Consider the following 12,369-nt stretch of genomic DNA (forward strand, 5'->3'; position numbering starts at 1 on the left):
CGCGGAGGTGCTCACGCCCGGAGCCGGCGGCGCACCTCCATCAGCGCCTCGCCCAGCAGGTTCAGGCCCTGCCACGCGGCCGGGTCGGTCGCCCGCTCGTCGTCGGCGGCCAGCCCGATGCCCCACACCCGGTCCACCGGGCTGGCCTCCACCAGCAGCCGCTCGCCGGTCGAGAGCAGGAACTCGCGCGCGGTGTCGTGCGCGGTGAACTTCGCCAGGTTCCCGCGCACCACGATGTCCAGCCGGTGCGCCTCCCAGGTGGCCGGGTCGAAGCCGCGGACCTCCCGGCCCAGGGCCTTGGCCTCGCCGGGGGTCCGCGCGGCCAGTACCCGCTCGGCGATCCCGGCGTCGCCGAACAGGTCGGCCTTGCCCGCCATCATGAAGTGCTCGGCGGTCCGGTAGGAGCGGCCGTCGACGGTGAACGCTCCCTCCCACCACTGGCTCAGGCATTCCTTGCCGACCCGGTCGGGCGCGCTCGGCGTATGGCCCCAAAAGAACACGAACTTCGTCACCTGTTCACGATCGCAGATGGCAACCTCGGGCCCGCTCGCGCGTCCTGCTGGTCATGCGAGTGATCATCGTCCTCGTCGCGCTGCTCGCGGCGGGCTGCACGGCCGATCCGAACCGGTTCATCGCGCCCATGACCAAGGAGGACCTGCTGCGCGACCTGCCGCAGCGGATGCGCGACGCGCACACCGTCCGGTTCACCTCCCGCCGCTCCGACGACGCCGACCGCGCGCCGACCACGGGCGCGCTGCGCTGGGACGGCGACGACCTGGACCTGAGCACCGACGACGGCGCCGGCGCCACCGTGCTGCTCGACGGCGTCGTCTACGACCGGCTGCCGCCGACGGTCGACGTGACCCTGCCCGAGGGCAAGACCTGGGTCCGTTCCGACCGCGCAGCCACCGACCGGTTCGCCACCGGCAACAAGGCCGCCCGCGACGCCCTGCCGACGTGGTGGAGCCCGACCCGGGGGCTGGACCGGGCCGGTGACCAGGTCGCCCTCACCGAACGCTCGGACCAGCCGCTGGACAACGAGCACACCACCCGCTACACGTTCGGCCACCAGGACCGCGTGTACCGGCTGTGGATCGACGACCGCGGCCTCCCGGTCCGGGTCGAGGTCGACCGCGCCGCCCAAGACGGCAGCCCGGTCACCGACACCACCGACTACCGGGACTGGGGCGGCGCGGTCGCCATCGACGCCCCGCCCGCCGACCTGACCTGCGGATCGGCCGAGGTCCAGTTCTGACCTGGCGCCCCACGTGACGTGAGGTCCCGCCGTCGCGTTCAGCCGGTACCGAAGCGCCGGCGAGCCGTCCAGGGCCTGCGGGACCACGGTGCGGGCCCTGCGGGATCGGCCTGTTGACGCCCGCCGGGCACACCCCGGCGGGCGTCAGCCGTTACGACGAGGCGTTCCAGCGGGCGACGCCGGCCGGCTCAAGACCCGCGTCGCGGCCGGCCCCGCACGCCCGTCCGAGCCGGTCCCGCCACCGCGGTGGAACGTGCCTACGGTCGGGCCGGCAGCGGGAGGGGAAGGGCGGGCAGGCCGTCGATGCTGTGGCCGTTGTGGTCCTTCTTGTCGCAGTACTCGACGAACTCCTCGTCCGACTTGCGGCCGAAGTAGTCGGCGTGGAGGGTGCGCTCCTCGCGGTAGTCCATGAACGGCACCGCGTACCCGCACGTGTCGCTGACCAGCTTCGCGGTCACCACCACGACCGCGCGCAGCGCCGGCCCGTCGGCCTCGCCGAACCCGGCGACCAGGTCGGCGAAGCGCGGGTCGTCGCGGAACACCGGCTCGCCGGTGCCGTGCACCCGGACGATCTTCGGCGGGCCGTCGAACGCGCACCACATCAGCGTGATCCGGCCGTTCTCCCGCAGGTGCGCGATCGTTTCGGCGTGGCTGCCGCCGAAGTCGAGGTAGGCCACCCGCTGCTCGTCGAGCACCCGCAGCGTCCCGGCCCGGCCCTTGGGCGAGACGTTGACGTGCCCGTCGGCGGCCAGCGGCGCGCTGGCCGTGAAGAACACCGGCTGCGCCTCGATGAACGCGCGCAGCCGGCCGTCGATCCGTTCGTAGGTCTTCCCCATGCCCGCCAGTATCGCCGCCGTCGACCCGGAACACCCCCGGTCGTCCCACGTCTCGGACGCGCGGACCGGAAACCCGTTGCCGACCGGCCCGGGGCCCGGCGAGACTTGCCGATCATGGCACCCGAGATCCGGCGGTCCCTCGTCCTGCACTCCCGGCTGCGCCGCGACCCGCACACCGTGCTGCGCCGGATGCTCGACCGGGTGCCGCCCGGCACCGAGCCGACCGCGCCGGTCGCCGAACTGGAACGCCGGATCGCCGCGCTGCTGGGCAAACCGGCCGCCCTGTTCTTCCCCTCGGGCACGATGGCGCAGCAGACCGCGCTGCGGGTGCACGCCGACCGCCGGGGCCGCCGCACGTTCGCCGCCCACCCGCTGACCCACCTGGCGACGTGGGAGGAGCAGGGCCACGCCGCCGTGCACCACCTCGTGCACCGCCCGGTCGGCGACCACCACGAACTGATCACGCTGCACGAGCTGCGCGCGATCCGGGAACCCCTGGCCGCACTGCTGCTGGAACTCCCGCAGCGCGAGATCGGCGGCCTGCTGCCCGCCTGGGACGACCTGGTCGCGCAGACCGCGTGGGCGCGCGAGACCGGCGCGGCGGCCCACCTCGACGGTGCCCGGCTGTGGGAGGCGCAGCCCTCCTACGGCCGCCCGCTCGACGCGATCGCGGCCCTGTTCGACACCGTCTACGTGTCGCTCTACAAGGGGCTCGAAGGGCGGCGCGGCGCGGTCCTGGCGGGCGAGCAGGACGTGATGGACCAGGCGTCGGTGTGGCGCAGGCGGCTCGGCGGCAACCTGCCCGACGCGTGGCCCGACGCCGTGGCCGCGCTGATCGGCCTGGACGAGACCCTGCCGCGGATGGCCGAGTTCCTCGACCACGCCCGCGCCATCGCCGCCGCGATCAACGCCGACGGCTACGCCCGCACCCGCCCCGAGGTGCCCCAGTCCTCCCTGTTCCATGTCCTGCTGCCGGTGTCCGGGGACATCGCCGCGGCGGCGGCGCGGGAGCTGCTGGCCGAGACCGGGATCGAGCTGCCGACCCACACCCGCCGCACCGGCCTGCCCGACTGGTGCGCGCTGGAGCTGAGCATCGGCGCGACCGCCACCGAGTTCACCCCGGCCGAGGTCGCGGACCTGGTCCGCCGGCTGCGCTGAGTGCGCGCGCCGGCGTGCCCGCGCGGACGCGGCCCCGGGACAGCGCGCCCACCGGGCCCGGCGCGCCCTCCCGCCCCTCGACCCCGGCTGCCGCGCCCGCCCGGTTCGGCACCACCGCGCAACGCGGCGTGATCGCGGGGACAGGCCGTCCCTAGGGGAGCCCGACGAGCTTGCCCACCTGGCGGTTGTGCTCCAGGTCGTCGTGCGCGCGCCGGATGTCTGCCATCGGGTAGACCGTCACCGGGCCGGGGGAGGACGTGCCGTCGACCAGCCGGTCGAGGTACTGCTGGAGGACCTCGGCGGGCAGGTCGGAGCTCTCCCCGCCGTACGCGGTCAGCCGCACGCCCTTGGGCAGGTAGCCGATGGGGTAGAAGTCCGGCACGATCCACTCGTCGGACAGCATCCCGGTGAAGCACACCGTGCCGTGCACCCAGGTGGCGGCCAGCGTGTCCGGCAGGGTCGGCGTGCCGACCAGTTCCAGCGCCGCGTCCACCCCGTCCGGGAACAGCTCGCGCACCCGGGCGGCGACGCGGCCGTCGTCCACCAGCGGGTGGTCGACGCCGTGCGCGCGCAGCGCGTCCAGCCGGCTCTCGCTGCGGGTCGTGGCCAGCACCGTCGCGCCGATCTCCCGGGCCAGCGTCGTGGTGGCGAACCCCAGCGCCGACGTGCCGCCCCGGATCAGCAGCGTCTGCCCGGCCCGCAGGTCCAGGCCGGTGGTCAGCGAGCCGTACGCGGTCTGCAGCGTCTCGGGCACCGCGCCCAGCACCTCCCACGGCAGGTCCGAGCGAAACGGGACCAGCAGGTCGCGCGGCACCACCACGTACTCGGCGTACCCGCCGTCGAACACCCGGCCCATCCCGCCCATCATCGCCGCGACCTGCTGCCCGCGCGGCAGGTCGCAGTCACTGTCCACGACGCCCACCGCCTCGATGCCGGGCACGCGCGGGAACACCACGCCCTGCGCCAGGCCGAGCCGGGTGTGCAGCTCGGACCGGTTGAGGCCGAACGCGCCGACCTTGATCCGCACCCACCCGGCCGGCGGCTCGGGCACCGGGCGCTGCACGACGGACAGGTTCTCCACCGGGCCCGGCCCGCTGAGCACGACCGCGCGCATCACCGTCACGAGTGGTGCTCCAGCACCTTGGTCAACATCCGCACGAGTTCCTCCCGTTCCCCGCCCGCCAGGGGTGCGAGCAGCGCGTCCTGCGCGCCGGCCAGCACGTCGGCCAGGTGCCGCAGGTGCGCGGCGCCCGCCTCGGTGAGCGTCACGACGTTGCGCCGCCGGTCGCCCGGGTCGGGCGCGCGCTGCACGAACCCGCGCTCGGACAGCTCGTTCACCGTCGCGACCACGTCGCTGCGGTCCACCCCGCCGCGCCGGCCGAGGTCGGCCTGGCTGGCCGGCCCGAACTCCTCCAGCGCCGCGAGCAGCGAGTAGTGGTAGCGCCGCGCGCCCTGCGCGCCGAGCCCCTCGGTCACCAGCCGCTGCGCCACCACCGCGACCGAGTTCAGCAGCCAGCTCGGTGTGTCGCGCAGCCGCGCGGGGGCACCCCTGGAATCCATGCGGCGGAGTCTAACCACTTGTTGGTCACGCCAACGATCGAACAGGTTGGCGCAGCACCGTCTTCAGCTTGGCCGGCTCGGTCCGGCGCGGGTCGCCCAGGTAGACCTCGTGGTGCAGCCCGCCGAAGTCCAGCCCGTTCGCCGCCAGGAACCGGTCGTGCAGCTCGGCCAGCAACGGCGCTTCGTCGTCGTAAGGCCCCACGTGCAGGGCCTGCGCGCTGCGGCCCTCGTGCAACGTCAACCAGCGCACGTCGGGGATGGCCGGCAGCTTCTTCTTCGCCGACGCCGTTCGCACGGCCTCCTCGACGGCCGCGGGCGTGATCCACTCGGGCTGGCCGATGAGCATCGTCCAGTGCCACGAGTCCTTCGCGCCCACGGTGAATGCCGTCGGGTCGTCGGCCCACCACAGCCCTTCCAGCGGCCCCACCACGAAGTCTTGGCCCTCGCTCTTGGCCGTGAACTTCAGCGTGTACGCCACGGCGTAGAGCGCCTCCACGGCCTCTATGTACGCGGTCGCGGTGTTGGGGTTGCCGGTCCCGTCGACCGCGATGAACCGCTGTTCGGGCACGTCCACCAACGCCCACGCGGTGTTCTTCGGCGCGTAGAACTCCTTGAGTTCGCGCTTGAGGTCGTAAGGCGGCATCAGCGTTCTCCTGTTTCCAGCGCGGCCCGGTAGTCCGACAGCCAGGCCTGTTCGGCGGCGAGTTGGCGCACCGAGTAGTCGAAGATCGCGCGGACGAAGTCCGGTGCGGGACGCCCGGCGGCGGCCCGCACCTCGCGCTCCCGCTCGGCCAGGGCGGCGGCCCGGCGCTCCAGCGCGGGCAGCAGCCGCTCGCGGGGGACCGCCGGCAGGTTCGCCAGGCCGACCAGCACCGGCGGGAACACCGGTCGCGGCGTGGCGATCGCCTCCTCGGCGGCCTCCGCGCACGCCGCGCGCCCCTCGTCGGTGGCGGCGAACACCTTGCGCCGGCCACCTCCCGAGACGCCCCCCGAGACGCCTTCGGTGCCGGTCGCGGTGCTCGCCTCGGCCACCAGACCCCGGTCCCGCAACCGGCCCAGCAGGTAGTAGATCGAGCTGAACCCGATCTCGGTCCACTCCCGCATCCCGCGCTCGGCGATCACCTCGTCCAGCTCGTAGCCGTGCCGGGGCTGCTCCACGAGCAGGCCGAGCAGGGTCAGTTCGGCGGGTGTCAACGCGACCATGCGGCCTACTCTAGTACTAGAACTCCAGTACTGGAACACCGGTCACGCGTGCGGTCCCGCCGTCACCGGCCCCAGTACCAGTTCCGGCCGCCCCTCCAGGAACTCGCCGACCCGCTCCACCGCCGCGTCCAGCCCGCGCCGCTGCCCGGCCGTCAACCCGACCAACGCCTCCACCGTCACCGTGATCCGACTGCCCGACCGCTTCTGGTGCCACACCCCGGCCACCACGCCGTCGACCAGCAGCACCGGGTAGTTCCCGGCCTGGCCCCGGTTGAGCGCCCGCTCCCACGCCGCCCCGGGGAACAGGTCCGCACGCGGGTGGCTGCCCACCACGAACGCGTCGAAGTACGGCAGCAGCAGCACCCCGCGCGGCGGCTCGTCGGACCACTCCACGTCGTCGCGCACGACGAACCCGCCCGGCACCTCCTCGACGTCGGCCCGCGCGAACACGTCGTTGACCCACCGCTGCGGCGCGCTCAACCACCGCGCGAAGTGCGCGGGCGTCGCCGGGCCGTAGGCGTGCAGGTAGCGGTGCAGCAGCCGCACGGGCCCCTCGGGGTCGGGAGCAACACCGGGCAACCACCGCTGCGGGCTCGTGTACGCCGTCTTACGGCCCTTGTTCGGCGCGAAGCACATCGCGCCCCGATAGGTCGCCGGGACCATGGCCGCCATCCAGCGCGGCCACTTGTCCTGGAACGCCTCCATCACCCGCTCTCCCGCCCACGGGCCGAGCCGCGCCACCACCTCGTCGGTCAGCTCGTCCGCGGTGAGCTCGGCGTCGCGCAGCGCGTCCGCGATCGCCGCCACCACCTCGTCGACCTGCGGGTCGGTCAGCACCGACGTGCGTTCGAGCAGCGGTTCCTGCGCGCCCAGCCACATCGGCAGGTCCTCGGTGGGCAGCAGGTGCACGGTCCCGCGCGGCCCCCGGGTCTTCACCAGCGCCCGGTCCACCCACAGCGCGTCGCGCACCTGGTCGCGGGTGATGCCCGGGATGCGCAGCCCGATCGACAGTTCCGCCGCCGACATCACCTGGGCGTGCGCACCGCACATCGCGCGCACCACCTCGGCGGGCGTGGTGCCCGGGACAGTCAGCGCGTGCCGGGCCATCCTGCGCGCGACGACGTTCACCGGCCCACCTTCGCGAAGAACACCGACAGGTCCGCCGCGAACACGCCCGGCACCTCCATCGCCACGAAGTGCCCACCCGGCCGTGCCTCCGGCCAGTGCACGATGTCGTTGTGCCGCTCGGCCAGCCGCCGGAACCCCGGCGGTCCGCTGTACAGGCCGGTCGGCACCGCGCGCTGCCCCCTCGGCCAGCGGAACCGGTCGGTGCCGTACATGAACCACGACGACGACCCGGACGTGCCGGTCAACCAGTACAGGGTCACGTTGGTCAGGATGAGGTCGAGGTCGATGGCCCGCTCGGGCACCTCCGCGGTGGGCGTGAACTCCTGGAGCTTCTGGGTCAGCCACGCCAGCAGACCCACCGGCCAGTCGTTCCAGCCGTGCGCGAAGGTCTGCGGCGCGGCCCGCAGCAGCGAGTGGTGGTCCACGGCCCCGCGCGACCACTCCGCCATCCGAGCGAAGAACCCGGCCTCTTCCTCGGTCAGGTCGTCGTCGTCATCGTCGGGGAACCCGAGCCCGCCGTTGACGTACACGCCGACCACGTTGTCCGGTGCCGCCACCGCCACCTCCGGCGCGATGTACGCGCCAAGGTCGCCGCCCTGCACCCCGTAGCGGTCGTAGCCGAGCCGCTCCATCAGCGCCGCGAACACCCGGCCCGCCGCCGTCACGTCGAACCCCTCGCCCGGGGCCTGTGAGAAGCCGAACCCGGGGATGCTCGGGATCACCAGGTGGAACGCCCGCAGGTGCCCGATCGCGGCCGCGAACTCCACGAACGAGTTGGGCCAGCCGTGCACCAGCAGCAGCGGCAGCGCGTCCGGGTTCGCCGAGCGGACGTGCAGGAAGTGCACTTCCAGCCCGTCGATCGAGGTGGTGAACTGCGGGAAGGCGTTGAGCCGCGCTTCCTGCGCGCGCCAGTCGAACCCGGTGCGCCAGTGGTCTGCCAGCTCCCGCAGGTAGTCCACCGGCACGCCCCGGCTCCACCCGCCACCGGGCAGCGGTGCCGCCCACCGGGTGCGGTCCAGCCGGTCGCGCAGGTCGTCCAGGTCGGCCTGCGGGATGTCGATGCGGAACGGTCGGATCTCGGTCATGAGGACCACGCTAAACACCGACTAGGGCAGATCACGTCCTAGATCGGCTTCGCTCACCGGGCAGGTGTCGCTGATCTACGACCGGCCCGAGCGGTTGGCGTTCGTCGCCCGCAGCTCACGGCGTTCCTGGCCGGCTGAACTGGGCGACCAGCAGGCCGGGCACCGCCTCGAACGTGCCGGTCGGCCGGAACCCGAGCGCCTCGTACAGGACGATCGCGGGCGCGTTCGCCGCGCCCGTGGCCACCGTCGCCGGGCCGCCCTCAGCCAGCACCGCAGACACCAGCGCCCGGCCCAGGCCGCACCGGAAGTGGTCGGGGTCCACGCACAGGCGGTCGATGTCGAGCACACCGTCCACCCGCGACCACGCGACGAACCCGGCCACCTCGCCGTCGACGTGCGCGCCCAGCCACCGCACCGGCCGGGCGCGCATCTCCTGCCACGTCTCCGACAGCGCCGGGATCGCCGTCGACCCGATCAGCGCGGCCTCCACCCGGTAGGCCCGCAGGCCGATCCAGTGCACGGCCCGCGCGACAACCTCGTCGGTCACGTCCAACTCGGCGAGGTCCAATTCGGCGAGGTCCGGCTCGATCACGCCGCACGCTCCACAGTGGACACATCTTGCCACGACGAGATCCGCCGCACGACGACCGTGAGGCACGCCGCCGCGCCGGCTGCGACCACCGGGAACACCGCCCCGAACCGCACCACGGTCCGCATCGTGTCCGGATCGGACACGGCCAGGATCGAGACCAGGAAGTGCGCGTTCGTGCCCAGGTCGTAGAGCAGCCACAACCCCCACCACCAGTTGACCACCGACCGCCGCGCCCGCTCGGGCGGCGGAGCGGAGGCCGCCCAGACGTCGGCCACGACCCGCCGCGGGACCCACAGGCCGACGACCGGCAGCCACCCCCACACCACCCACCGCTGCCCGTACCGGTGCGGCGAGCCCTCGACGGCGGACCGGGCCTGCCACAGCCACGCCACCACCAGGATCACCGCAGCCGGTCCCGACACCAGCCACACCGCGTTCACGCCGTCCATCAGCGCCGAGAGCACCGGGTCCGGCTCGTCGACGGCGAACAGGAACAGCCAGTCCCAGGCGGCGAACACGACGTCCACCGCCACGACCACCCAGACGGACACGATCACCGCGACGCCCAAGCCGCGCACGTTCTGCAACACCCCGGCCCCCAATGCGAAGGGCCGCACCCTACCCGGGAGGTCAGGAGTCCAGCAGCGGGATCAGCTGTTCCTCCTCGTAGCGCAGGTGCTCCTCCAGTTCGGCGATGAGCCCGTCGACCCGCGCGAGCAGGCCGTCCCCGTCGCCGCCGACGACCTCCCGCAACTCGGTCAGCAGCACCGAGATCCGCTCGTGCTCCTCGTGGAGCCGGTCGAGCACGGCGGCGATCTCCGGGTACCGGCCGCCCAGCGCGGGGAACATCCCGCCGTCCTCCACCCGGTGGTGGAACTCCATGCCCTGGCAGAAGGTCAGGCAGTTCACCCGCAGCTGCGCGCCCAGCCGGGGCCCGGACGACGCCACCTCGGCGCGGATGGTGGCCAGCTCGCGGCGGAACGCGTCGTGCACGACGCGCAGCCCCTCGCCCATCGACTTCACGTCCGGCGGCCCGGGAACGGTCTGCTCCAGCGCCACCACCGGGATCACCCGCCGCGTCTTGGCCTGGTACTCGCCCCAGCCGGGGTCGGCCTCCACCGCCCGCGCGAACAGCCGGTCGCGTTCCTCGCCGGTCAGCACGGTGGCCTTGGCCTGGTAGGTGAACACCCCGTCCTCGACCGTCGCGACCGGGTCGGCGACCAGGTTGTGGTACCAGTCGGGGTGCTTGTCGGCCCCGCCCGCCGACCCGATCACCAGGATCCGGTCGCCGTCGGGCAGGTACCCCAGCGGGTTGGTGTGCGGGCGGCCGCTGCGGGCGCCGGTGGTGGTCAGCAGGATCAGCCGGGCGTCGGCGAACCAGCCGCCGACCTTGCCCCGGTTCGCCCGGAACTCCTCGATGACCTGCTGGTTGAAATCAAGTGCCACAGGTGTTTCCTCCTCCGGATCGACAAGAACGAACGTCGTCCGCGTGCCGGCGCGGTGTCCGGAGGAAAACGGCGGGCCCCTGGCCCGCCCCGTGCTCAAACCTGAGCCGGGTGCCCGTCTCGGTAATGGCTCAAGGCCGACCCGGCAGTCACGGGAGCAACCCTAGCAGGGCCTCGCCGCCCGGTGATCGGGTTACCGCGCGCCGGCGACCAGCGACCGGACCGCCCACGCGAAATCGTCGTCCTCGGGCGTGCGGTCGTGCAGGTGGCCGAACGGGTGGGCGTTGAGCAGGTGGCCCAGCAGCAGGTGCCACAACGCCCGGTAGGCGCGCAGCGCGTCCACCTCGGACAGACCGGTCGCGCGCAGGTCGGCCACGCAGTGCTCGGCGATGGGCCGGGCGTCGTCGAGCGCGTACTCGCCGCCGGCGATGACGTGCGGACCCCACGGGTGCGCGGTGAGGTAGTCGCGCATCGCCTGCCACTGCGCCAGAACACGGTCGACGGGGGCCAGGTCGGCGTTGTCGACCAGCGGGTAGCCCGACGCCAGGTCGCCCGCGAGGAGCGTGAGCAACTCGTCCCGGTCGGCGATGTGGCGGTACAGCGACGCCTGCCCCGCGCCGAGTTCGCGGGCGACGCGGCGCAGCGTGAGCTCGGCCAGGCCCTCCTGGTCGGCCACCCGCCGGGCGGCTTCGACGATGCCGGCGCGGCTGAGCAGCCGGGGCCGGCCGGGCGGACGCGGCGGGTCCGGCGGGTCCGGTGGACGTGGCGGGTCGCCTGGCACGTGACCGACTCCTCTTTGCGAACGCAGTTCGCAAAAGTGTAGCCTCCGATTTTGCGAACGACGTTCGCAAACCTGTGGAGGGGGAGCTCATGGACGTCCCGGCGCACCGGCCCCCGGCGGCCGTGCTCACCGCGCTCTCGCTGGCCGTGCTGTCCTATGGGCTGATGCAGACGATGCTCGTCCCGGCCATCGGCGCGGTGCAGCGCGACCTGGACACCGGCCCGGCTGCGGCGTCGTGGGCGGTGCTCTCCGCGCCGCTGCTCGCCGGAGCCCTGCTCACCCCACCCGCCGGGTGGCTGGCCGACCGGTACGGCCGCAAGCGGGTGCTGCTGTGCGCCCTGGCCCTGCACCTGGCGGGCACGCTCGGCGCGATCTCCGCGCCCGACATCGGCGCCCTCATCGCGTGCCGCGCGGTGCAGGGCGTCAGCCTCGCCCTGCTGCCGCTCTCGCTCGCCGTCGTGCGCGAAGCCGTGCCGGCCGACCGCGTGCCGTTCGGCGTCGCCCTGCTGGCCGGGCTGTTCACCGGCACCGCCGGGGCCGGGCTGCTGCTCGGCGGCCTGCTGTCCGATCACGCCTCGTGGCGGTGGCTGTTCGTCGTCGGCGCGGTGGTCGTGACAGCGGCGCTGGCCGCGACGGCGGCGTTCGTCCCGGCGCGGCGGCCCGCGCCGCGCGCGCCCGGCGGCGTCCGGTCGTTGCTGACCCACCGGCCGCTGGCCATCGCCCACCTGGGCGCGTTCCTGCTGGGCGTCAACCAGTTCATGCTCTACGCGCTGCTGCCCCGGCTCGCCGAGTCCACCGCCGGGCACGGCTTCGGCGCGACCGTCACCGGTGCGGCGCTGATGCTGCTGCCCGGCACGCTGATCACCATCCCGGTGAGCTGGTCGGTGGCCCGGATCGGCCGCGCCGTCGGCACCCGCGTCCCGTTCGCGGCGGGTCTGGCGCTGGCCGCCGGTGGAGCGGCGCTGCTCGCGTTCGTGCACGGCAGCCTCGTGCAGGTCGGCGCGGTCTACCTGATCAGCAGTGTCGGCTACGGCCTGGCCATGGCGGCACTGCCGCGCCTGGTCGACGAGGCCAGCCCGCCGGCGCACTCCGGCGCGGCGAACAGCGTCAACGCCGTCGCCCGCACCATCGGCGGCGCGATCGGGGGACAGGTGGCCGCGTTCGCGCTCGCCGCGTTCACCGTCCCGGCGACCACGATCCCGACCGACACCGCCTACGTGGTCGCGTTCCTGGTCGCCGCCGCCGTCCTGGTGCCCGCCGTCCTGATCGCCCGCCTGCGCACCACGCCGGTGTCGCGGTAGCCGACCACACCGGACCCTCTCGCGA

Annotated in this window: 15 protein-coding genes; 3 read left to right on the plus strand and 12 right to left on the minus strand. The window is 73.7% G+C overall.

Going from position 1 to position 12,369, the window contains the following annotated elements:
* Window positions 1-11 precede the first annotated feature (11 nt).
* Entirely contained in the window at window positions 12-512 is a 501-nt protein-coding gene (locus BN6_RS20395; RefSeq protein ID WP_231905351.1) for an NADAR family protein, read from the minus strand.
* 53 nt (window positions 513-565) lie between these two features.
* On the opposite strand from BN6_RS20395, the gene BN6_RS20400 reads away from it, so the two are divergent.
* Window positions 566-1,255: a hypothetical protein gene (locus BN6_RS20400; RefSeq protein WP_015101613.1), complete on the plus strand. Its 690-nt coding sequence runs from the start codon at window positions 566-568 to the stop codon at window positions 1,253-1,255.
* Between the two features lie 257 nt (window positions 1,256-1,512).
* Here the strand turns inward: BN6_RS20400 and BN6_RS20405 are convergent, their stop codons facing one another.
* On the minus strand, window positions 1,513-2,091 hold the full coding sequence (locus tag BN6_RS20405; RefSeq protein ID WP_015101614.1) for a pyridoxamine 5'-phosphate oxidase family protein: 579 nt from the start codon (window positions 2,089-2,091) through the stop codon (window positions 1,513-1,515).
* Between the two features lie 114 nt (window positions 2,092-2,205).
* On the opposite strand from BN6_RS20405, the gene BN6_RS20410 reads away from it, so the two are divergent.
* Complete coding sequence (locus BN6_RS20410; protein WP_015101615.1) at window positions 2,206-3,249, plus strand: threonine aldolase family protein; 1,044 nt, start codon at window positions 2,206-2,208, stop codon at window positions 3,247-3,249.
* 151 nt (window positions 3,250-3,400) lie between these two features.
* Here the strand turns inward: BN6_RS20410 and BN6_RS20415 are convergent, their stop codons facing one another.
* From BN6_RS20415 to BN6_RS20460, 10 genes are all read right to left on the minus strand, one after another.
* Window positions 3,401-4,363 carry a zinc-binding dehydrogenase gene (locus BN6_RS20415; protein WP_041317505.1) on the minus strand — a complete coding sequence of 321 codons (963 nt, stop codon included), beginning with the start codon at window positions 4,361-4,363 and terminating at the stop codon, window positions 3,401-3,403.
* Between the two features lie 5 nt (window positions 4,364-4,368).
* Window positions 4,369-4,809 carry a MarR family winged helix-turn-helix transcriptional regulator gene (locus BN6_RS20420; RefSeq protein WP_041313412.1) on the minus strand — a complete coding sequence of 147 codons (441 nt, stop codon included), beginning with the start codon at window positions 4,807-4,809 and terminating at the stop codon, window positions 4,369-4,371.
* A 25-nt stretch (window positions 4,810-4,834) separates the two neighbouring features.
* Complete coding sequence (locus BN6_RS20425; protein ID WP_015101618.1) at window positions 4,835-5,452, minus strand: GyrI-like domain-containing protein; 618 nt, start codon at window positions 5,450-5,452, stop codon at window positions 4,835-4,837.
* On the minus strand, window positions 5,452-6,012 hold the full coding sequence (locus BN6_RS20430; RefSeq protein WP_015101619.1) for a PadR family transcriptional regulator: 561 nt from the start codon (window positions 6,010-6,012) through the stop codon (window positions 5,452-5,454). Before BN6_RS20430 ends, BN6_RS20425 begins: the two co-directional genes overlap by 1 nt.
* A 42-nt stretch (window positions 6,013-6,054) precedes the next feature.
* Window positions 6,055-7,140 (minus strand): winged helix DNA-binding domain-containing protein, encoded by a 1,086-nt coding sequence (locus BN6_RS20435; protein WP_015101620.1) that lies wholly within the window; start codon window positions 7,138-7,140, stop codon window positions 6,055-6,057.
* A complete protein-coding gene (locus BN6_RS20440; protein WP_041313415.1) occupies window positions 7,137-8,225 on the minus strand; it encodes an epoxide hydrolase family protein in 1,089 nt (362 codons plus the stop codon). Before BN6_RS20440 ends, BN6_RS20435 begins: the two co-directional genes overlap by 4 nt.
* Before the next feature lie 115 nt (window positions 8,226-8,340).
* Window positions 8,341-8,817, minus strand: a complete 477-nt coding sequence (locus BN6_RS20445; protein WP_085983511.1) for a GNAT family N-acetyltransferase — start codon at window positions 8,815-8,817, stop codon at window positions 8,341-8,343.
* The gene (locus BN6_RS42160) at window positions 8,814-9,407 is read right to left on the minus strand and encodes a DUF4328 domain-containing protein (protein WP_148302942.1); all 594 of its coding nucleotides are present in this window, start codon (window positions 9,405-9,407) and stop codon (window positions 8,814-8,816) included. The genes BN6_RS20445 and BN6_RS42160 overlap by 4 nt, the downstream gene beginning before the upstream one ends.
* A gap of 40 nt (window positions 9,408-9,447) precedes the next feature.
* Window positions 9,448-10,263: a nitroreductase/quinone reductase family protein gene (locus tag BN6_RS20455; protein ID WP_015101624.1), complete on the minus strand. Its 816-nt coding sequence runs from the start codon at window positions 10,261-10,263 to the stop codon at window positions 9,448-9,450.
* Window positions 10,264-10,455: 192 nt separating this feature from the next.
* Window positions 10,456-11,043 (minus strand): TetR/AcrR family transcriptional regulator, encoded by a 588-nt coding sequence (locus BN6_RS20460; RefSeq protein ID WP_015101625.1) that lies wholly within the window; start codon window positions 11,041-11,043, stop codon window positions 10,456-10,458.
* 89 nt (window positions 11,044-11,132) lie between these two features.
* Here BN6_RS20460 and BN6_RS20465 point away from each other — a divergent pair, with 89 nt between their 5' ends.
* Window positions 11,133-12,344 carry an MFS transporter gene (locus BN6_RS20465; protein ID WP_051075657.1) on the plus strand — a complete coding sequence of 404 codons (1,212 nt, stop codon included), beginning with the start codon at window positions 11,133-11,135 and terminating at the stop codon, window positions 12,342-12,344.
* Window positions 12,345-12,369: the final 25 nt, after the last annotated feature.

Source organism: Saccharothrix espanaensis DSM 44229, from assembly GCF_000328705.1.
In the GTDB taxonomy this organism is placed as follows: Bacteria; Actinomycetota; Actinomycetes; order Mycobacteriales; family Pseudonocardiaceae; genus Actinosynnema; species Actinosynnema espanaense.

Bases quoted from the DNA above. Each gene is read 5' to 3' on its own strand.
- BN6_RS20440 (WP_041313415.1), bottom strand. From the start codon at position 8,225: ATGACCGAGATCCGACCGTTCCGCATCGACATCCCGCAGGCCGACCTG.
- BN6_RS20430 (WP_015101619.1), bottom strand. From the start codon at position 6,012: ATGGTCGCGTTGACACCCGCCGAACTGACCCTGCTCGGCCTGCTCGTG.
- BN6_RS20415 (WP_041317505.1), bottom strand. From the start codon at position 4,363: ATGCGCGCGGTCGTGCTCAGCGGGCCGGGCCCGGTGGAGAACCTGTCC.
- BN6_RS20420 (WP_041313412.1), bottom strand. From the start codon at position 4,809: ATGGATTCCAGGGGTGCCCCCGCGCGGCTGCGCGACACACCGAGCTGG.
- BN6_RS20465 (WP_051075657.1), top strand. From the start codon at position 11,133: ATGGACGTCCCGGCGCACCGGCCCCCGGCGGCCGTGCTCACCGCGCTC.
- BN6_RS20400 (WP_015101613.1), top strand. From the start codon at position 566: ATGCGAGTGATCATCGTCCTCGTCGCGCTGCTCGCGGCGGGCTGCACG.
- BN6_RS20425 (WP_015101618.1), bottom strand. From the start codon at position 5,452: ATGCCGCCTTACGACCTCAAGCGCGAACTCAAGGAGTTCTACGCGCCG.
- BN6_RS20405 (WP_015101614.1), bottom strand. From the start codon at position 2,091: ATGGGGAAGACCTACGAACGGATCGACGGCCGGCTGCGCGCGTTCATC.
- BN6_RS20410 (WP_015101615.1), top strand. From the start codon at position 2,206: ATGGCACCCGAGATCCGGCGGTCCCTCGTCCTGCACTCCCGGCTGCGC.